The sequence below is a fragment of the Corynebacterium sp. MSK204 genome (genome assembly GCF_030229885.1).
GTDB lineage: Bacteria > Actinomycetota > Actinomycetes > Mycobacteriales > Mycobacteriaceae > Corynebacterium.
Window position 1 is genome coordinate 76,120 of the sequence record NZ_JASPGQ010000008.1, and the last position, 18,909, is coordinate 95,028.

The following is an 18,909-nucleotide window of genomic DNA, read 5'->3' on the forward strand; positions in this document are numbered from 1 at the left end:
TATAGAACACTGATTCGACACTACCCTGTGAAGGGTGAAATTTAATGGTGGAAAGGCGCTACCGTGGTCGCGTTTAGAAAGGATACTATCCGGCAAGGATACCGCCGCGCCCGCCGCCGTACATCACCTTGGCGGCGGCGATGACCCCGTCCAGCGCGGGCGCTCCGCTGTGCCCTTTGCGGAGCTACATGCGGTAAGTTCCTATAGTTTTCTCGATGGCGCCGCCGAGCCGGAAGAGCTGGTCGCCCGCGCCCTAGAGCTTGGCCTCGAGGGGTTGGCCGTCGTGGATCGGGATGGCTTCTACGGCCTGATGAAATTTGCGGAAGCCGCAGCTAAAGCGGGCCTTCCGGCCATGTATGGCGCGGAGCTTTCCCTCGCTGAGGGCCCAGTGACCGTGCTGGCGCGCACGCCGGAAGGCTATCGTCGCCTCTCGCGCCTTATTGCCCGCGCGCGGATGGACGCCGGCGAGAAGGGGAGTGTCGCGTACCCGCCCCTAGATGCCGTGGCGCGCGAGCTGGAGGAAGAGTGCTTTTTCCTGCTGGGGTGGGAGGCTATACAAAAAATCGATCACGTTCTCGAAAGAATAAAAATAGACAGCATAGTTCTCGAATATGCGTGCACAATGTCTCCCGAAGATGCGGATCACCACAGTTTCCTGGATAAGTACAATAATCTCCGCGCCATAGCAACCGCTCGACCTGCGGCAGCAACGCGCGACCAGGTACGGCTCGCCGCCGCCAAACGCGCCTTGGCGCACCGCCAATCCCTAGAGGAAGCCGCACCGGATGCCCACCCGATGGGCGCAGGCTGGATGCGCTCCGGCGAGCAGATGGCCCAGTTGCTTCCCGGCCGGCCCGAGCTTATCGCCGAAACCGTGCGCCTTGCCCGCGAGTGCTCCTTTACCTGGGGTGCCCTCGCGCCCAACCTGCCGGACTTTGTCGTCCCAGAGGGGCACACCGAGATGAGCTGGCTCGAACACGAGGTGTGGCGGCGCGGTAAAAAGCGCTACGCCTCGCGCCCGCCCGAAATACAGGCCAAGGCGAAAAAGCAGATGCGGCACGAGCTGGGCATCATCAAGCAGCTGGGCTTTCCGGGCTACTTCCTCATCGTCTGCGACCTGGTGGATTTTTGCCGCCAGGAAAATATCCTCTGCCAGGGGCGCGGCTCGGCGGCCAATTCCGCCGTCTGTTTCGCGCTGGGCATTACCAACGCCGAGCCCATTTCGGCGCAGCTGCTCTTCGAGCGCTTCCTGTCGCCGGATCGCGATGGCCCGCCCGATATCGACATCGACATCGAATCTGGACGGCGCGAGGAGGTCATCCAGTACGTCTATCGCACCCACGGCCGCGACCGCGCAGCACAGGTTGCCAACGTCATTACCTACCGCCGCAAGGGGGCTACCCGCGACGCCGCCCGCGCGCTGGGCTACCCGCAGGGCTCGGCCGATGCGTGGTCAAAGGGCATAGCTGAGCCGCCTGCCGATGTCTCCTTACTCGCCGAGCAATTCCTCGACCAGCCGCGCCACCTCGGCATCCACTCCGGCGGCATGGTTTTATGTGACCGGCCGATCGCGGACGTGGTGCCGATGGAATGGGCCCGAATGGAAGGCCGCTCCGTGCTGCAATGGGATAAGGACGATTGCGCCGCCGCCGGGCTGGTGAAATTCGATCTGCTGGGCCTCGGCATGCTGGAGGCGCTGCACCACATGATCGATGCCGTGCGCGCCACCACCGGTCGCAAGGTGCGCCTGTGGGAGCTCGACTTGGCCGAACCCGCGGTCTATGACATGCTTTGCCGCGCCGATGCCGTCGGCGTCTTCCAAGTGGAGTCCCGCGCGCAGCTGGCCACGCTGCCGCGGCTCAAACCGCGCTGCTTCTTCGACCTCGTGGTGGAGGTCGCGCTCATCCGCCCCGGCCCCATCCAGGGCGGTTCCGTGCACCCCTACCTGCGCCGGCGCGATGGCCTCGAGCCCGTGACCTATGACCACCCGGTGCTGGAGAAATCGCTGGGTAAGACCCTGGGGATCCCGCTCTTTCAAGAGCAGCTGATGCAGATTGCGGTGGATGCCGCCGGTTTTACCGGCGCCGAGGCCGATGACCTGCGCCGCGCCATGGGCTCGAAGCGCTCGCCGGCCAAGATGGCCGCGCTGCGCAGCCGCTTTTTCGAGGGACTGCGCGCCACCAACGGCATCGATGGCGAGGTCGCGGAGAAGCTCTGGGCCAAGATCACCGCCTTTGCCGCCTACGGTTTCCCGGAATCGCACTCGCAGTCCTTCGCCTCGCTGGTGTATTTCTCCGCGTGGTTCAAACATCACTACCCGGCGGAGTTCTGCGTGGGCTTGCTGCGCGCGCAGCCCATGGGCTTTTATTCGCCGCAGTCGCTCATTCAGGACGCCCGGCGTCACGGCGTGCGCGTGCTGCCAGTGAGTATCAACGACTCCGGCGCGCAGGCCAGGGCGCTGCCCACCGGCGAGATCCGGTTGGGCCTCAACCTCATCAAGGGGCTGGGGGATAAGGCCGCCGAGCGCGTGGAGGCCGCCGCGCCCTTTAGCGGCGTCTCCGATCTGTCGCGCCGGGCGGATCTCAGCGTGGAGCAGGTGGAGGCGCTGGCCACGGCGGGGGCGCTGGAGTGCTTGGGGTTGGAGCGTCGCCAAGCGCTTTGGCAGGCTGGCGTCGCCGCCACCGAGCGCGAGGGCATGTTGCCGGGCACCTCCGCGCTCGCCTCGCCGCACCTGCCCGGCATGTCGGCCTTCGAGCTAATGGCTACCGATGTCGCCGCCACCGGCGTCACCCACGATAAGCAGCCTATGGAGTTAGTCAGGGCCGCGCTTGGCGATGTCCTGCCTTCCTCCCACCTTCCCCACGTCCCCGATGGCACACGCGTACGCATCGCCGGCATCATTACGCACCGCCAGCGCCCGCGCACCGCCTCCGGCCTGACCTTTTTGGGCGTGGAGGATGAAACCGGCCTGATGAATGTCATGGTCTCGCCCGGGCTGTGGTCCCGGCAGAAGGTGCTCGCCCGCACCGCCCGCGCCCTTATCATCCGCGGCATCGTGCAAAATGCCACCGGCGCGGTAAGCGTGGTTGCAGACAAGCTTGAGCCGCTGGATTTTGGCGATTTCCTCTCCCGCGGCTCCCGCGATTTCCGCTAGTTTCCTGCGCTGCGACCCGCTCCGCACCGAAGATTTGCAGCCCAAATGCGGTGGACAGGCCGAGGAAAAGTTCGCCGGGCAGGACTAGGCGCTTGCGGTGAGCTAGTTAGCCATTAGGAGTTCTTCCTATAGATTTCGGTGGACATCGGGGAAAGCTCCTGGCGGGAAAAGATAGCCTCCACGGGGAGGTCAAAGACCTCGCAGACGCGGAAGGCTAGGTCCAGGCTGGGGGAGTGGTCCCCGCGCTCGAGGGCGCCGACGGTCTGCGGGTTGACGTTGATGGCCTCAGCCAGCTGGGCGCGCGACATGTCCCGCTCGGCGCGCAGCACACGTACCCAGGTTATAGATGGGTGCGGAGGGCTTTTTCTTTGGAGATATGGGTCAGAATATTGCATAAACCCAAAGTAAAGACAAGGTTTTCTATTCCACTTCGAAAATATCGCCCGGCTGGCAGTCCAGCGCCGCACACAGTGCCGCAAGGGTGTTAAAGCGCACGGCCTTGGCGCGATTATTCTTCAGGACGGACAGGTTAACTGGGGTGATGCCCACCTCTTTGGCGAGCGCCGCTCCGGTAATACCGCGCTCCTCCATTATCCGGTCGAGGTGGCAGATCACCTGGGGTTCTTGCCCCTCAGACAAGGCCTTCAACCTCCTCTTCGAGCTTGCTGCCGCGCTTGATGGCAACTGAGAAGAGCTGGAGGGTGCAGACAAAAAGGTAGGGCAGCGCAAGCTCGCCTAATGAGGATCCGCTCTGGTTGGCCCACCAGTCAATTTCGAGCTGCGAGGAAGCCCAGTTATTGCCCATCCCTTCGAGTGGGAAGCGTCCGATAAACCAGACGAAAATCCCAAAGGTCATTCCATTAAGGAAGCGGATATTTTTCGTATTGAAAACCTGCCCACGAAGCATTGGTTTGACCAAGCGGTAGGCAAAGAACGCGATAATCAAGATTTCTGCAATCTTGACGACGAGCCCCGCAGTGAGCATCCAGAATGGCCCGCCGTCGAGGTTGTGCTTGCTAAGGCCTTCCGGGATGGCCGCACTCAGTGTGGTGGAAAAGCGTCCGGTGACAAGGTCGCGAAGGTAGGTGGGGCCGAGGATGACAATGGTGAACAGGCAGAAGGCGGCCGCCGCGTTAATTTCGCGGCGCTCAGCTTGAGAGGTGGCCTGTGGGGTGGTCGTGACAATCCTTTCCGTCGACTCCTTATCGACTTTCGATGTTGTCGTAATTCGATAATATCGATTAACGATAAGTTGCGCAAGAGTGCGGGCTCGATTGCTACTGTCAATAGCTATGAGCGAAGAAATGAACCCCGTCTCGCCGCGTTTGGTTAAGGTGCGCTACATCCGCCACCTGGGCTGGACGATTATCTTCGCCGCGGCGGCCGCAGCGGCAGGGTACTGGTGGACCCCGTGGTTCTACTGGGCGGCGGGGCTCTTCGCCGTCCTCTTTTTCTGGCTGCTTTGGCTCATCCCCGCCCAGGTGCGCCGGATGGGCTGGTGCGAAACCGACGATGAGCTGCTCATTACGCGCGGCAAGCTGTGGCATTCTTTCACCGTCGTGCCCTACGGCCGCATCCAGTTCGTGGACGTGACCGCCGGCCCCCTCGAGCGCGCCTTCGGGCTCAAGGAGCTGCAGCTGCACACCGCCTCCGCAACCACGGACGCCACGGTGAAGGGTTTGGAAGCCCCGCTTGCCGATGCCCTCCGCACCCGCCTCACCCACCACGCCCGCGAACGGATGAGCGGGCTATGAAGTACCACCGCGTCCACCGCTTGACCCCGTTGCTGCGGCTGTGGTCGGTCATCCTGGCCGTCATCGCAGCATTTGCCTTAAACGTCAATATGGAGGCGCTGCGCGGAATCTTTGCCTTCGTTACCGGGGAACACAGTGCGGCAGACCTGCGCGATATTGGCCTCGCGCTGGCCGGGTTCATCGCAGTGTGCGCGGTGGTCTGGCTCGTCTCTGGCGTGTGGTGGCGCCAGATGGGCTACCAGCTGGGCGAGGAGGAACTCACCTTGCGCCGCGGGGTTATTTCGAAGCAGCAGCGCACGGCACGCTATGACCGCACGCAGGCTGTAGACGTCGTCGAGCCCGTTATCGCCCGCCTCTTTCGGCTCGCGGCCGTGCGCGTGGAAACGGCCGGCGGGCAGTCGTCTGCCATCGAAATCGCCTTCCTGACAAAGCGCGATGCCGAGGCCCTGCGCGCCGAAATCCTCTCCCGAGTCCACGGTGAGCCGCGAGAGCAGCCAGTTGAAGAGCGGCCAGCTGAGGAACAGCTGGCCGAGGGGGAAGACAACGTCCTCATCCCCGAAATCCCCATCGCGCGTTCCCTGGCCGCGGCCGCCTTGCACGCGTCCACGATCGTCCTGCTTGCGGCCCTCATCTTCCTCGTGGTCACGCCGATGTCCCTGACCATCACGCTGCCCATCCTTTTGGCTACTGTCCCGCGCGCCTGGAACGTGATTGACTCCTCGTGGCGCTACACCGCCAGCCTTGATGATGACGTGCTCAATATCACCTACGGCCTTGCCGATCGCCGCCGCCAAAACATCCGCCTCGAGCGCATCCACGCCGTCCAGGTCACCCAGCCGTTCCTGTGGCGGCCCTTCGGCTGGTACGAAACGCGCGTGTCGGTCGCCGGCTACGGTGGCACGGCCAGCGGCGAGGGATCGGGGTCGACGCGGATCGTGCCCGTCGGCAAGCGCGAGCAAGCCCGGCAATTCCTGCCCGCCGATGCCGCCCCGACCTACGCCTCGCCCGCGCGCGCCAAATGGGTCTCGCCCATCGATTACCGGCAGCAAACCGTCGCGCTGGCCGGCGACTACGTCATCGTGCGCGCCGGCCGCTTCAACCGCCGCGTCCAGGCCATCGAGCTGCGCCACATTCAGGAGCTCACCCTGCGCCGCGGCCCGATTTCCCAGCTATTCGGCCTGGCCACGGTGGAGCTCGACCTCGTGCAGGGGCCCGTCAAGATGGCGGCGCGCAACCTCGCGCTTGCCGATGCCCACGCCCTCCTCAACCGCCTGCGCTCCCGCGACCTGCCAGAACTTACACCGCTCCCTTAAACCCCAGCTGGCGCCAGGCCTCAAAGACCGCGGTTGATGCGGAGTTGGAGAGGTTCATCGAGCGCCTAGCCGGGACCATCGGAATGCGCACCTGATCGGTGATGCGCGGATGGTTGACATGCTCATCTGGCAGGCCTGTCGGCTCCGTGCCGAAGAGCAGCACGTCGCCATCCTGGTAGTCGACCTCCGTAAACCACTTATCCGTATGCGTGGTAAACGCGAAAACGCGCGCGCCGGGCAGCGCCTCCATGCACGCGTCGAAATCCTTATGAATCTGCACATCCGCCAGGTCGTGATAGTCCAGCCCGGCGCGCTTCAAGTGCTTATCGTCAAAGTTAAATCCCAGTGGCTCAATCAGGTGCAGGCTCGCGCCCGTTACCGCCGCGGTGCGAATGGCATTGCCGGTATTGGTGGGAATGACGGGATTATCAAAGACGATGTGCAGCTGGCTCATGCCTTCAGTCTAGGATGGGGGCTATGAGCGCTACCAAACTAGATGGCACCTTGTACCGTGACGAGATTTTTGCGGACCTCGCCGAGCGCGTGGCCGCCTTGAAGGATAAGGGGATAACCCCTGGCCTGGCCACCGTTCTGGTGGGCGAGGACCCAGGCTCCCAGTCCTATGTAAAGATGAAGCACCGCGATTGCGAAAAGCTGGGCATCAACTCCATTCGCAAGGACCTGCCGGCGGATATTTCGCAGGAAGAGCTTGAGGCGGTTATCGATGAGCTCAATGCCGATGACGCCTGCACTGGCTACATCGTCCAGCTCCCGCTGCCCAAGCACCTGGATGAAAACGCCATCCTCGAGCGCATCGATCCCGAAAAGGACGCCGATGGCCTCCACCCGGTCAACCTGGGCAAGCTCGTGCTCAATGAGGAGGCCCCGCTGCCGTGCACCCCGAATGGCTGCTTGCACCTGCTGCGCCGCTTCGGCGTGGAGCTGAACGGCGCCAAGACCGTCGTCATCGGCCGCGGCGTGACCGTCGGCCGCCCCATTGGCCTGATGCTCACCCGTCGCAGCGAGAACTCCACCGTTACCCTGTGCCACACCGGCACGAAGGATCTCGCCGCCGAAACTCGCGATGCCGATATCGTCATCGCCGCCGCCGGCCAGCCACACATGCTCACCGCGGACATGATTAAGGAAGGCGCCGCGCTTCTCGATGTCGGCGTGTCCCGCGTCGACGGCAAGCTCACCGGTGATATCGCCCCCGATTGCTGGGATAAGGCCGGGTACGTCTCGCCCAACCCAGGCGGCGTCGGACCGCTCACGCGCGCCTTTTTGGTACGCAACATCGTTGAGCGCGCGGAAAAACTGGCGTGAATTTAGACAATCCCCACGACGCGCACCTGACACCGTCCCCGCTGCCCGCCTCCGTGCAGTGGGTGGCCATCGGGCTCTTCATCGCCGGGGTGGCCCTGTCCGGCGGCTACGCCATTTTCGAGTATTGGCGCAGGGCCACCTTTTTGCTCGGGCTTGCGCTGCTGTGGCTGACGGTGGTGCGCCTGACGTGCGATTCGAGCCGCGTCGGCGTGCTGGCGGTGCGCTCGCGCCGCTTCGATGCCACGTTTACAGGCGTCATCGGCGCGCTGATGGCCTTTCTCGCCTACTCCGTGGACGCGCTGGGCAGCTAGTTATCCACAGGTGATTGTTTCAGTATCACCAATCTGCGGCGTGTCGCGTGGTTATCCACAGCCGCAGCACTCTTGGCCTCGCGCCCGCCGCTACCTGCGGTTTAGGCTCGGGGCCATGATTTCGGATTACCTCGCAGCGATAAACTCCCCGATGGCGCTCATCGGGGAGTGCGCCGGGCTATCCGAAGCCGAATTGGTAGACCGCGGTTTCAGCGATAAAGAGGCCGCGGAATTCGCGCGCTTGGCGGATACGTATTTTGGTAGGACATCGTTTAGCGCCAAGCAGCGCGCCGCCCGCAAAACCGCGCTCCCGCTCGATGCGCTGAAAATCATTGAGGTGCACGCGCAGAAGCTGAAGACCCAGCGCGCGGCGTGGGCCCTGCGCGAGGAGCTGTGCCGGCTCAACGTTTCTACCAGCGAGATAGAAAAGCGCGCCCGCCGCCGCGTCAAGGAGGAACGCACCCAGAAGCGCGCGGAGGGCGTCCGGCTCACCCGCCGCACCGATGACCTGTGGACGCTGACCATCACCGCGGAATCGGACTTGGTGGCCGAGATTAATAACCACGTCTCCACCGTGGACGATGCGCGCCGGGTCTTTGCAGAGGGCGCGGCTACCTCCACCATCACCACCAACGTGGTCCTAACCCTGGATGACATGGTGAAGGTCACCCACGGCGAGGACGAGGTCACCCTGCAGCTGACCAACGGCGCCACCATCACCGGTGCGCAGCTAGCGGAGCGCGCGCTTGCCGATGCCGGCCTCATCACCCTCATCCACCCCGTCACCGGTCCCGTGAACCTGTACCACACGCGCCGGCTGGCCACCTGGAAGCAGCGGCAGATGGCGATGGCGGAAAATCCGGTGTGCCCGTGGCCCGATTGCCATATTCCGGCCGATGAATGCCAGGTTCACCACCTGCAACCGTGGCTGCTCGGCGGCGAGACCAATGCCGAGAACCTGACCATCGCCTGCAAGTACCACAACTCCGTTAACGACGATGACCCGAATGCCTCGCCCCGTCGTGGGCGCTTAGAGCGCCGCCCGCACGAAGGAATCGTGTGGCGCCCGCCCTGGGCCCGATAAAAACATCGCCGAAGCCAGCGCAGTAAATGCTGCGCCGCTTCGGCGATCCTTCTGTATGCCTTTTGTAAAGAGTCCTGGCTAGCCACACATCGCGCCCCTCGATCCGGACCCCGCCACTGCCTGCCTCGCGCCGCGTCCTGTTCGTGTGCCGGACCACCCGCGACCGTAAACCTGCGCGCCAGATCGATGGCCACCCGTGCGCTGCTCGCCCAGCCACGCCGAACCACCTGTCACTGCAAGCAGCTGTGTCTGGGGCCGAGTGGCCGTGCGCAGGCGGGGACGGCTAGATGGCGTAGTCGATGGTGCTGTCCACGTCCAGCGGGTGCGGTTGGGACAGGGTGAGGAAGTTGCGCAGGATGCGGTCCATCTGGCGCGATTCCGTGAGGAATGCATCGTGGCCAACGGGTGAGACTACCTTCGCCATGGCCAGCAGGTTGCCCAAGTTGCGCGAGAGGTGTTCCTGCTGGTGGTAGGGATAAAGGATGTCCGTGTCAACACCCACGACCATGGTCGGTACCTGCGAGGAACCGAGAGCGCGGTTCAGGCCGCCGCGGCCGCGGCCGATGTCGTGGCGGTTGAGGGCCTCGGTAAGCGTGACGTAGGAACCGGCATCGAAGTGATCCGCCAGCTTCGAGCCCTGGTAATCCAGGTAGGAATTCACAGCGAAGCGCTGGTCGTGCCGGCGGTAGGGCCCCAGCGGTTCTTCGCCGGTTTGGGCTTGGACGCCAAAGCGCTCATCGATTTCCTGCTCGCCGCGATACGTCAAGTGCGCGATGCGCCGCGCCGCCGCCAGGCCCTCGCGGGGACGCTGAGAGGAGGAATAATAGTCGCCGCCGTGCCAGAAGGGATCGCGTTCAATCGCGGAAATCTGCGCCGACTGGATACCAATCTGCCACGCGGAGGCGCGCGCGGAGACGGCAATAACGCACGCGGCATCGACCGCATCCGGGTACATCAGCGTCCATTCCAAGGTGCGCGCTCCACCCATGGAACCACCGATGATCGCATGCACGCGCGTTATCCCCAGCTCTTCTAGCGCCTTTTTCTCCGCGGCCACCAAATCGCGAATGGATAGCGCCGGAAAGCGCGATCCCCAACTGCGGCCATCCGCATGCGGGGAGGAGGGGCCGGTGGAGCCATTGCAGCCGCCGAGTGCGTTCATGGCGATAACGCACCACTTCGTCGTATCCAGCGCCTTGCCTGGGCCAATGAGATCACACCACCACTCGGCCACATCGGCATTGCCGGTCAGCGCGTGTTCCACCAAAATGACGTTATTTCCGCCGTGCGGATCGCCGAGGAAATGGCCGAAGCGGTGGTAGGCGATGTGGGCATCGGAAAGCGTGGCGCCTGCTTCGGTGCGAAAATCGCCGATACTTATACAGCTCATGCCAGTGCTTTAAATCCCAGTTCGAGGTCAGCAATGATGTCGTCGATATCTTCAATGCCCACGGACAAACGGATGGTGGACTGCGCAATACCCGCCGCGGCCAGGGCGGCATCATCGGATTGCGAGTGCGTGGTGGTCGCCGGGTGAACCGCCAGCGAGCGGGTATCGCCGATATTGGCGAGGTTGGAGTGGAGTTTCAGGGCATCGATAAACGCCCATGCTTCCTCGCGCCCGCCGTCAATATCGAAGGACAGCACGGAGCCGGTATAGGAGTAACCCAGCTTCTCCTTAATCTTCTTATACGGCGAGGAATCCAGGCCGGCGTAGTTGACCTTCGTCACCTTGGCGTGGCCTTCCAGGTACTCGGCCACGGCCTGGGCGTTGGCATTGTGCTTGTCGATGCGCAGCCCTACCGTCTCAATGCCATTGAGCGTCAGCCATGCATTGAATGGGGAAATGGCGGCGCCGGTATCGCGCAGCAGGCCGGCGCGGGCCTTGAGTGCAAAGGCGGGGGCGCCGAGGTCGGCGTATTTTAGGCCGTGGTAGGCCTCGTCCGGGGTGACGAAGTAGGGGAATACTGGCTTGCCGTCGCGCTCGACGGTCCAGTCGAAGGAGCCGCCATCGATAATCGCGCCGCCCACCGCGGAACCGTTGCCGGTGTAGAACTTCGTGGTCGAAACCACGACGATGTCCGCACCCAAGTCGAGCGGGCGGGCCAGCGCCGCGGTGGCGATGGTGTTATCCACGATGAGCGGGACCTGGTTAGTGTGGGCCACCTCGGCGATGGCTGGGATGTCGAGGACATCGGCTACCGGGTTGCCAAAGGTCTCGCCGTAAAAGGCCTTGGTATTAGGCTGCACGGCGTCCTGCCAGGACTGAGGATCGTCCGGGTTTTCGACGAGGGTGACGTCGATGCCAAGCCGCTTGAGGGTGACGGTAAAGAGGGTGGAGGTGCCGCCGTAGAGGCGCGGGGAGGTGACGATGTGATCGCCTGCCGAGGCGAGGTTGAAAATGGCCGCGGTCTCTGCGGCCTGGCCGGAGGCAAAGGCCACGGCGGCCACACCGCCTTCAAGGGAGGCCAGGCGCTCTTCCAGCGCATCCTGCGTTGGGTTGGTCAGGCGGGTGTAGATGGGGCCTGCATCGGAGAGGTTAAAGCGGTTGGCCGCGTGCTCGGCGTCATCAAAGACGTACGAGGTAGTTTGGTAAATCGGCACGTTGCGGGAGTTGTGCGCGCCGTCGAGGTTTTGGCCTGCGTGAACGGAGCGGGTAGCGAAGGACCAGTCTGCGTTGGAGTTATCGTATTTCGTCGTCATGCCACGCAAGACTAGACCAAGCGGTATGTAACGTACAGCACCCTGGCGCGAAACCGCAGGGTAGTCGGAGAATAAAAATAGACTAAGCGGTAAATTAATCGCTTGGGCTTAGCCGCTTATAGCCCTGTACTCCGGCTTTGGTGAGCATGGTGTCGAAGGCGGGGCGGCCGACATCGGAAAGCGCGGCGTCATGGATGGGCATCGTGATCGCGGCGCCGCTGCTCGCAGGCTTCGGGAAGCTGCCCAGCCTAACTACTGCGGGTCTTTGGTGTCCTTGCGGCGAAATAGGTACCAGATTCCGAGGATCGCGCCGAAGAGCAGGATTGCCGAGGCGATAAAGACCATGGCGACCACCATCGTGCGGTGCGGATCGTTTAAGAAAATCATGCAGACGATGGCGGCGAGGAAGATCGCGGCGAAGAACGTGATGAGCCAATTGCGCTTGGTGTGCTCTGCGAATGTCATGCATTAATTGTTACGGAAAAACCGGGGGTAAACAAGCTGGGTGGGCATTCTGGGGCGGAACCCGGCTATATGGTGCACCGATTTTTCCAATAGTGACCGCGTGCGGTCCGTCTAATGAGGGTGAATGGGGGTAGAGGTGCTCCGTTCGACTATTTAACACCGCTTTGCCCGTTCATAATGATGTATGTCGAACTCTCTACAACTGTGAAAGGGACACTTTATGGCCACCACCACGACTGGGGTTGAAGACCGGAAGAAACCGGTCCTCAAGGTGAGCAACGTGTGGGTGCAGGGCATCGCCCTCGTGATGATCTTTGGCTTCTTGGTCATGGGATTCTTGGCGTACCGCACCTATGACGCATCCATGCCGTTGCCGGAAAAGATTGTCTCCGAATCCACGGGCGAAACGGTCCTCACCAAGGACGAAATCACTAACGGCCAGGCGCTGTACCAGGCCCGCGGCCTGCAGCAATACGGCTCCGTGCTGGGGCACGGCGCCTACTTGGGCCCAGACTATACGGCGGAGTACCTGCGCCGCGCCCTCGACCATGCCCGTGAGGAAAACGACGCGAATGGTATGCCCGATTTCGTTGATTCCTCCGCCACTCCCGAAGAAGCCGTGGTAGAAGAATTCCGCACCAACCGCTATGACGAAGAAACGGGCGTACTGGAGTGGACCGATAACCAGATTTCGGCATTCGAGGCCAATAAGGACTACTACGCGCAGTACTTTGGCCCGGATTCCCACAACAGTGGCTTGCCGTCGGACTTTATTACCGATGAGCAAGACATCAATAACCTCGTCGGTTTCTTCGGCTGGACCGCGTGGGCTTCGGCGGCAGAGCGTCCGGGCCAGGACTATTCCTATACCAATAACTGGCCAGCGGAATCGCGCGTGGACAACGGCCCGACCGCGGACCTCGTGGTGTGGTCGGTGCTCTCGCTCATCGCGCTCATCGGCGGTACCGGCCTGATCTTTGCCATTTACGGCCGGTGGTCCAAGTCCATCGGTTGGCATTCGGAAGAAGCGCCGAACCTGGACTTTAAGCAACCGGGCGAGGTCGGGCTGACTAAGTCGCAAAAGGTGGTGGCCTGGTTCGTCCTAGTCATTGCGTTGCTGTTCTTGATTCAGGCGCTGCTGGGTGCGGCCAGCCAGCACTATCGCACGGAGCTAACCGGCTTCTTTGGCATACCGCTGCAAGAAATCCTCCCCTATAACGTCTCGCGCACCTGGCACGTGCAGCTCTCCCTCCTGTGGACCGCCGGCGGGCTCTTGGCAGCCGGTATCTTCCTGGCCTCGTTCGTGGGTAAGAAGGAACCGAAGAAGCAGAATTGGCTCGTATGGTTCCTGCTCGGCGCCATCGCGGTCGTGGTCTTTGGTTCCATGGCCTTTGAATGGCTTTCCACCATGGGCTACATCGAAGAGGGCACGCTCTTTTCTCAGCAGTGGGAGTATCTGGACCTGCCGCGCTTCTTCCAGGTGCTGCTGACCATCGGCATGTTCGTGTGGATTGGCATCATCTACCGCCAGCTGCGCGGCCGCCTGAAAAATGAACACAAGTCCAATATGCCGTGGCTCTTCTTCTACGCCGGCCTGGCCATCCCAGCGTTCTACGCGGTGGGCAACCTGGCGGGATCGGAAACCCACATCTCCGTCGCTGAGTTCTGGCGCTTCTGGGTGGTTCACCTGTGGGTGGAGGACTTCCTCGAGCTATTTACCACCGTCATGGTGGCCTACGTCTTCGTCCTGCTCGGCGTGGTCCGCGAAAAGATCGCCCTAGGCATCATCTTCTTGGACGTCATCCTCTATTCCACCGGTGGCGTGCTGGGCACGATGCACCACCTGTACTTCTCGGGCACCCCGGTCGAGCACATGGCCCTGGGCGCATTCTTCTCGGCCGCCGAGGTCGTGCCGCTGACCCTGTTGACCGTTGAAGCATGGACCTTCATGCAGCTGGGCTCCCGCCAGCGCGCCTCGGGCGAGCGCCCCTTCCCGCACCGCTGGGCGGTCATGTTCCTCGTCTCCGTCGGTTTCTGGAACTTCTTGGGCGCGGGCATCTTCGGCTTCCTCGTCAACCTGCCCATCGTCTCCTACTACGAAATCGGCACGGCGCTTACCGCCAACCACGCACACGGCGCGATGATGGGCGTCTACGGATTCCTCGCCGTGGGCCTGTCGGTCTTTGCGCTGCGCTACCTCATCCCCAAGGACAAGTGGTCCGATAAGGCCATGGGCTGGGCTTTCTGGCTGCAAAACCTGGGCCTGCTGTGGATGGTGGTCATTTCGCTCCTGCCGCTTGGCATCATGCAGCTCTACGAATCCGTCGGATCGGGCTACGTGGAAGCGCGGTCGCTGGGCTATATCACCCAGCCCGGCAACTTCATCATGGAATGGCTGCGCCTGCCTGGCGATGTCATGTTCCTCCTCGGCGTCCTGCCCTTCCTCTGGATGGCGCTGCGCGGCGTGCTTTACAAAAAGGAGATCCCAACGGTGGAGGAACACCCAACCAACCCGCTGTTTAGCATCATCACCCCGGACGAGGACGACCACGCGGGCGAGGTCCCCGTGGGCTCCTCGGTGGGGCTGGTTTCGGGCGGCAAGGGGCGCGTCGACAAGCGCAGCTCCACGGGCCGGCGCTACGGGTACATCGATGAGCGCGGTGCCTTCGTTGAGGAGGAAGATCCCGATGCCGAGCGCGGCGATTCCGCCACCGCGCCGCGCCAGGAATTTGAATCGCGCACCAAGTGGGGCGGTACCTACCGCTCGGATAAGAAGGACGACTAATGCCGGGTGCATTTACCGTACTATCCGCGTGCTACGGGCTTTTCCTGCTCGCAGTGGCCTGGGTATTCGACTTGCTCGCGCAACAAACCGCCAACCGCACCATGTCCAACCAATCCGGCACGTTCCGGTACTTGGAAGACCACGATGCTTGGCGATGCCCCGAAGATCACTGGCTCTGGCCCTCCAGCTTCGACCCGGAAAACCGCGTCATGCGCTACCGTGCGAACCCGACCGTGTGCAATACCTGCCCAGTCAAGCAACAGTGCACGGTCTCGCACCATGGCCGGGAGGTCACGCGCCAATTGGACCCGTGGCCGCACTCGGATTCGGGGCGCTTCCACCGCGGCATCGCGCTGGCGGTCGCGGCGATGGGCTACCTGCTGCCGCTGGCCTCGCTGATTAGCTATCATTCGCCCTCGGAGGTGGCGTTGACGCTGGCCACGGTACTCATCATCACCGGGTTCGGCGTGTACCCGCTGGCCCGGCACCTGTGGAATACTCCCTCGAACGCGCCGCAGCTGGTGGTGCCGGAGATGGATAACCACGAGGCGGAATTGGCAGCGCAGGTTGACCGCTATGGTTCGAAGTACGGAAAATCCACGCGCTATCGCTCGGTGCGTCAAGAACTGGAAGGGGAAGTCTAAGTGTCCGCTCCCGTATTCTGGCCGATCGTCATCGGCATCATCATCGCCCTCATCGGGGTATTTTTGTCCTACTCGCTCAAGGTGATTAAGCAGTACGAGCGGGGCGTGACCTTCCGCTTTGGCCACCTGCGGCCGATGCTGGAGCCGGGGCTGCATTTCTTGCTGCCGGGCATCGATAAGCTGGAGCGCGTGGATTTGCGTGTGGTGACGCTGACGATTCCGCCGCAGGAAATCATCACTAAGGATAACGTGTCCGTGCGCGTGAATGCGGTGGTCATGTTCGAGGTCACCGATTCGAGCAAGGCGGTCCTCGAGGTCGAAAACTACGCCGTGGCCACCTCGCAGATTGCCCAGACCACCCTGCGTTCGCTCTTGGGGCGGGCGAGCCTCGATGACCTGTTGGCCCACCGCGAGGAGCTCAACGAGGACCTGGCGGCGATCATCAACGGCCAAACTGAACGGTGGGGCGTGCTGACCCGCATCGTAGAGATTAAGGACGTTGAGATCCCAGAGATGATGCAGCGCGCCCTGGCGCGCGAGGCGGAGGCGGAGCGCGAGCGCCGCGCCAAGGTTATTTCGGCCCACGGTGAGCTGCAGTCCTCCCGCGAGCTGCGCGAGGCCGCCGAGGAGCTGGGCAAGGCTCCGGCGGCGCTGCAGCTGCGCTACCTACAAACGGTGCTGGAGCTCGGCGCGGACCAAAACTCCACCATCGTTTTTCCGCTGCCCATAGACATCATGGGTGGCTTCATGGAAAACCTGGGCACCTTTAATAAGGGGTTCAAGGAATTCAGCGAGAACTTCTCGCAGGTGGTAAATACGGAAAAGCCTGCGGACTAGGCATTTAAGAATGCGGCCCCTGCCCAGCGGAGGGGCCGTTTTTCTGTGCCTCGCGAAGCTGCGCGATGGCCTGCGAATTTTGCTTAATATCATTGGAATTACGCGCGACCTGCACGATTAAATAAATGACACCGGCTATAAGTCCGATGTAGATAGCTAGCGGGATGAGCATGAGCAGAAGTTCGAGCGGGCCAAGCGTCATTCTTACGCCTTTCTGTGCGGGGGTATTTAATTTCAGGCTAACACTCGCGCAGGGCTGCGGCGACTGCGCTCAGGCTGTGGCGCAGGTCGTCATCGCTTAGGTGGCCAAAGCCTAAAACGACGCCGTCTTCGGCGTCCACTCCGCCCCAGTATTCGCGCAGCGGGGTCAGCTTGATGCCGCGGGCGGCGGCGCGCGGGACGATGGCCGGATCGCAGGGCAAAACCGCGTGCAGGCCGCCGTTGATGGGCAGCAGGCGCGCGCCGGGGAGAGTGCCCAGGGCATCGGCCACGAGGTCGCGGCGGCGCTTATAGGTCCGGCGCATGCGGCCGGTGTGGCGCCGCAGCGCCCCGCTTGCCAGGTAATGGGCGAGCGCGGCCTGTGGGATGGTGCCGACCGGCTGGCCAAAGATTTCGCGCTGCTTGTCGATGCCCCCGCGCAGCCCATCCGGGACCACCACATAGCCGCAGGCGATGGACGGCGAAATGACGGTGGAAAACGTACCTAGCAACACGGTGCGCTCTGGGGCGAGCGCGGCGAGCGCGGGCAGCGGTTGACCCACGTAGCGCAGCTCGGAATCGAAGTCATCCTCGATGAGTAAAGCGCCATGCTGGCGGGCCCAGGCGACGAGTTCGGCGCGGCGTTCGGCCGGCAGCGAGGCGCCATACGGGTACTGGTGGCTTGGGGTGACAATGAGCGCGTCGAGGTCGGTATCGGGAACGGTAACGCCATCGGCATCGGTGGGCACGTTCACCAACTCATGGCCAAGCGCCTGCGGGATGCGGCGCAGGCTGGGGTAGCCGGGCGATTCGACACCGACGCGCAGCGCGGTACCGAGCGTGCGCAGCACTAAGGCTAGGCCATCGCGGGCACCGGCGGTAACGACGATGCGGCGCGGATCCACCCGCAGCCCGCGCATGTGGCGCAGGTGGTTGGCTATGTGGTGGGGGAGTGGAGGGGCATCGGAAAGCGGCTGGGCGGCGGCATCGCGCCAGGCGGCGCGCCATTCGGGGGTGATGATGCCGGCGGTATCGGGCAGGCCGGGCGTCAATTCCAGCAGGTCGGGTGTGGGAGCGGGCTGCGGCGCGGGCTCGGGGCGCGGCGGCGGGCTGTGGGGCAGGCGGGGATTGATGACGGTGCCGGAACCAACCTCAGCGCTGAGGTAGCCCTCGGCGGTGAGCTGCTCATACGCAGTAACGACGCTGCCGCGGGAGACGCCGAGCTGGGTGGCCAGCGCGCGGGTGGAGGGGACGGGTTCGCCGGGCAGCAGGGCGCCGGAGGTGACATCGGCGCGCACGGCGGCGGCGATTTGGACCGGCAGGGCGCGCGTATCGGCGGGGTCGAGGCGCAGGGGCATAAGAACAGTATAAGTGGTACAACCCAACACGCGGGAAATGGTTCTTTACTTGTACCACTTGGGCAGGGCAGTATAGAGCGCATGACCGAAAACATTGCGACCACGCGCGTGAAACGTGGACTAGCTGACATGCTCAAGGGCGGCGTCATTATGGACGTCGTGACCCCGGAACAGGCGCGCATCGCCGAGGATGCGGGCGCGAGCGCCGTCATGGCACTTGAGCGCGTGCCTGCCGATATCCGCGCCCAGGGCGGCGTGGCCCGCATGTCCGATCCGGAGCTTATCGAGGGCATCGTCGACGCCGTATCCATCCCCGTGATGGCGAAGGCGCGCATTGGTCACTTCGTCGAGGCGCAGATTCTGGGCGAGCTCGGCGTGGATTTCATCGACGAGTCCGAGGTGCTCAGCCCCGCCGATTACGTCAACCACATCAATAAGTGGGACTTCGATGTGCCATTCGTGTGCGGTGCGACCAACCTGGGCGAGGCCCTGCGCCGCATTACCGAGGGCGCGGCCATGATTCGCTCCAAGGGCGAGGCCGGCACCGGCGATGTCTCCGAGGCCGTCAAGCATCTGCGCACCATTCGCGCGGAAATCGCCCGCCTGCAGCACCTCGACCGCGACGAGCTGTACGTCGCCGCCAAGGAACTCCAGGCGCCGTACGACCTGGTTGCGGAGGTTGCGGAGACCGGTAAGCTGCCGGTCGTCCTCTTCGTTGCCGGTGGCGTGGCCACGCCTGCCGATGCCGCCCTCGTCCGCCAGATGGGTGCCGAAGGCGTCTTCGTGGGCTCCGGCATCTTCAAATCCGGTAACCCATCGGCGCGCGCGGAGGCCATCGTGAAGGCCGCCACGCTTTACGATGACCCCGCCGAGCTCGCCAAGCTCTCCCGCGGCCTGGGCGAGGCCATGGTCGGCATCAATGTCGGCGATGTGCCGGCACCGCACCGCCTAGCCGAGCGCGGCTGGTAATCGCGTGG

Annotated in this window: 18 protein-coding genes and 1 pseudogene; 10 read left to right on the forward strand and 9 right to left on the reverse strand. The window is 63.2% G+C overall.

Annotated features, from left to right (window positions below):
- The first annotated feature begins 34 nt into the window (after nucleotides 1–34).
- Nucleotides 35–3,154: an error-prone DNA polymerase gene (locus QP908_RS06730; protein ID WP_284771945.1), complete on the forward strand. Its 3,120-nt coding sequence runs from the start codon at nucleotides 35–37 to the stop codon at nucleotides 3,152–3,154.
- Nucleotides 3,155–3,267: 113 nt separating this feature from the next.
- Here QP908_RS06730 and QP908_RS06735 read toward each other — a convergent pair.
- The 3 genes and pseudogenes from QP908_RS06735 to QP908_RS06745 form a co-directional block, all read right to left on the reverse strand.
- Nucleotides 3,268–3,532: pseudogene (locus QP908_RS06735) on the reverse strand (helix-turn-helix transcriptional regulator).
- A gap of 42 nt (nucleotides 3,533–3,574) precedes the next feature.
- Complete coding sequence (locus QP908_RS06740) at nucleotides 3,575–3,802, reverse strand: helix-turn-helix domain-containing protein (RefSeq protein ID WP_255716931.1); 228 nt, start codon at nucleotides 3,800–3,802, stop codon at nucleotides 3,575–3,577.
- Nucleotides 3,786–4,139: a hypothetical protein gene (locus QP908_RS06745; protein ID WP_284771946.1), complete on the reverse strand. Its 354-nt coding sequence runs from the start codon at nucleotides 4,137–4,139 to the stop codon at nucleotides 3,786–3,788. The genes QP908_RS06740 and QP908_RS06745 overlap by 17 nt, the downstream gene beginning before the upstream one ends.
- 307 nt (nucleotides 4,140–4,446) lie before the next feature.
- Here QP908_RS06745 and QP908_RS06750 point away from each other — a divergent pair, with 307 nt between their 5' ends.
- Together QP908_RS06750 and QP908_RS06755 are read left to right on the forward strand one after the other, a co-directional pair.
- Nucleotides 4,447–4,908 (forward strand): PH domain-containing protein, encoded by a 462-nt coding sequence (locus tag QP908_RS06750; protein WP_239269014.1) that lies wholly within the window; start codon nucleotides 4,447–4,449, stop codon nucleotides 4,906–4,908.
- Entirely contained in the window at nucleotides 4,905–6,221 is a 1,317-nt protein-coding gene (locus QP908_RS06755; protein ID WP_239269012.1) for a PH domain-containing protein, read from the forward strand. The genes QP908_RS06750 and QP908_RS06755 overlap by 4 nt, the downstream gene beginning before the upstream one ends.
- Here QP908_RS06755 and QP908_RS06760 read toward each other — a convergent pair.
- Nucleotides 6,205–6,675, reverse strand: coding sequence for a tRNA (cytidine(34)-2'-O)-methyltransferase (locus QP908_RS06760; RefSeq protein ID WP_239269010.1), 471 nt, complete (start codon nucleotides 6,673–6,675; stop codon nucleotides 6,205–6,207). The two genes, QP908_RS06755 and QP908_RS06760, sit on opposite strands and share 17 nt — an antisense overlap.
- A gap of 23 nt (nucleotides 6,676–6,698) precedes the next feature.
- Here QP908_RS06760 and QP908_RS06765 point away from each other — a divergent pair, with 23 nt between their 5' ends.
- The 3 genes from QP908_RS06765 (at nucleotide 6,699) to QP908_RS06775 (ending at nucleotide 8,942) form a co-directional block, all read left to right on the forward strand.
- Nucleotides 6,699–7,547, forward strand: coding sequence for a bifunctional methylenetetrahydrofolate dehydrogenase/methenyltetrahydrofolate cyclohydrolase (locus tag QP908_RS06765; protein ID WP_239269008.1), 849 nt, complete (start codon nucleotides 6,699–6,701; stop codon nucleotides 7,545–7,547).
- A complete protein-coding gene (locus QP908_RS06770) occupies nucleotides 7,544–7,858 on the forward strand; it encodes a DUF3017 domain-containing protein (protein WP_239269006.1) in 315 nt (104 codons plus the stop codon). The genes QP908_RS06765 and QP908_RS06770 overlap by 4 nt, the downstream gene beginning before the upstream one ends.
- Nucleotides 7,859–7,973: 115 nt before the next feature.
- The gene (locus QP908_RS06775) at nucleotides 7,974–8,942 is read left to right on the forward strand and encodes an HNH endonuclease signature motif containing protein (RefSeq protein WP_239269004.1); all 969 of its coding nucleotides are present in this window, start codon (nucleotides 7,974–7,976) and stop codon (nucleotides 8,940–8,942) included.
- A gap of 283 nt (nucleotides 8,943–9,225) precedes the next feature.
- Here the strand turns inward: QP908_RS06775 and metX are convergent, their stop codons facing one another.
- From metX to QP908_RS06790, 3 genes are all read right to left on the reverse strand, one after another.
- The gene (gene metX, locus QP908_RS06780; protein WP_239269002.1) at nucleotides 9,226–10,332 is read right to left on the reverse strand and encodes a homoserine O-acetyltransferase MetX; all 1,107 of its coding nucleotides are present in this window, start codon (nucleotides 10,330–10,332) and stop codon (nucleotides 9,226–9,228) included.
- The gene (locus tag QP908_RS06785) at nucleotides 10,329–11,645 is read right to left on the reverse strand and encodes an O-acetylhomoserine/O-acetylserine sulfhydrylase (RefSeq protein WP_239269000.1); all 1,317 of its coding nucleotides are present in this window, start codon (nucleotides 11,643–11,645) and stop codon (nucleotides 10,329–10,331) included. Before QP908_RS06785 ends, metX begins: the two co-directional genes overlap by 4 nt.
- Nucleotides 11,646–11,897: 252 nt before the next feature.
- Complete coding sequence (locus tag QP908_RS06790; RefSeq protein ID WP_239268998.1) at nucleotides 11,898–12,110, reverse strand: hypothetical protein; 213 nt, start codon at nucleotides 12,108–12,110, stop codon at nucleotides 11,898–11,900.
- 220 nt (nucleotides 12,111–12,330) lie between these two features.
- Between QP908_RS06790 and QP908_RS06795 the strand changes: the two genes are divergently transcribed.
- From QP908_RS06795 to QP908_RS06805, 3 genes are read left to right on the forward strand one after another with little or no spacing between them, the layout of a single operon-like run.
- Entirely contained in the window at nucleotides 12,331–14,895 is a 2,565-nt protein-coding gene (locus QP908_RS06795) for a nitric-oxide reductase large subunit (protein WP_239268996.1), read from the forward strand.
- Nucleotides 14,895–15,539, forward strand: coding sequence for a hypothetical protein (locus QP908_RS06800; protein ID WP_239275580.1), 645 nt, complete (start codon nucleotides 14,895–14,897; stop codon nucleotides 15,537–15,539). Before QP908_RS06795 ends, QP908_RS06800 begins: the two co-directional genes overlap by 1 nt.
- Nucleotides 15,540–16,376: an SPFH domain-containing protein gene (locus QP908_RS06805; protein ID WP_370657789.1), complete on the forward strand. Its 837-nt coding sequence runs from the start codon at nucleotides 15,540–15,542 to the stop codon at nucleotides 16,374–16,376.
- A gap of 4 nt (nucleotides 16,377–16,380) precedes the next feature.
- Here QP908_RS06805 and QP908_RS06810 read toward each other — a convergent pair whose 3' ends face one another.
- Both QP908_RS06810 and pdxR read right to left on the reverse strand, forming a co-directional pair.
- The gene (locus QP908_RS06810) at nucleotides 16,381–16,578 is read right to left on the reverse strand and encodes a hypothetical protein (protein ID WP_023016815.1); all 198 of its coding nucleotides are present in this window, start codon (nucleotides 16,576–16,578) and stop codon (nucleotides 16,381–16,383) included.
- Between the two features lie 37 nt (nucleotides 16,579–16,615).
- Entirely contained in the window at nucleotides 16,616–17,932 is a 1,317-nt protein-coding gene (gene pdxR / locus QP908_RS06815) for a MocR-like pyridoxine biosynthesis transcription factor PdxR (protein ID WP_284771947.1), read from the reverse strand.
- An 81-nt stretch (nucleotides 17,933–18,013) separates the two neighbouring features.
- Here pdxR and pdxS point away from each other — a divergent pair, with 81 nt between their 5' ends.
- The gene (gene pdxS / locus QP908_RS06820) at nucleotides 18,014–18,901 is read left to right on the forward strand and encodes a pyridoxal 5'-phosphate synthase lyase subunit PdxS (protein WP_126318381.1); all 888 of its coding nucleotides are present in this window, start codon (nucleotides 18,014–18,016) and stop codon (nucleotides 18,899–18,901) included.
- The last annotated feature ends 8 nt before the right edge of the window (nucleotides 18,902–18,909 follow it).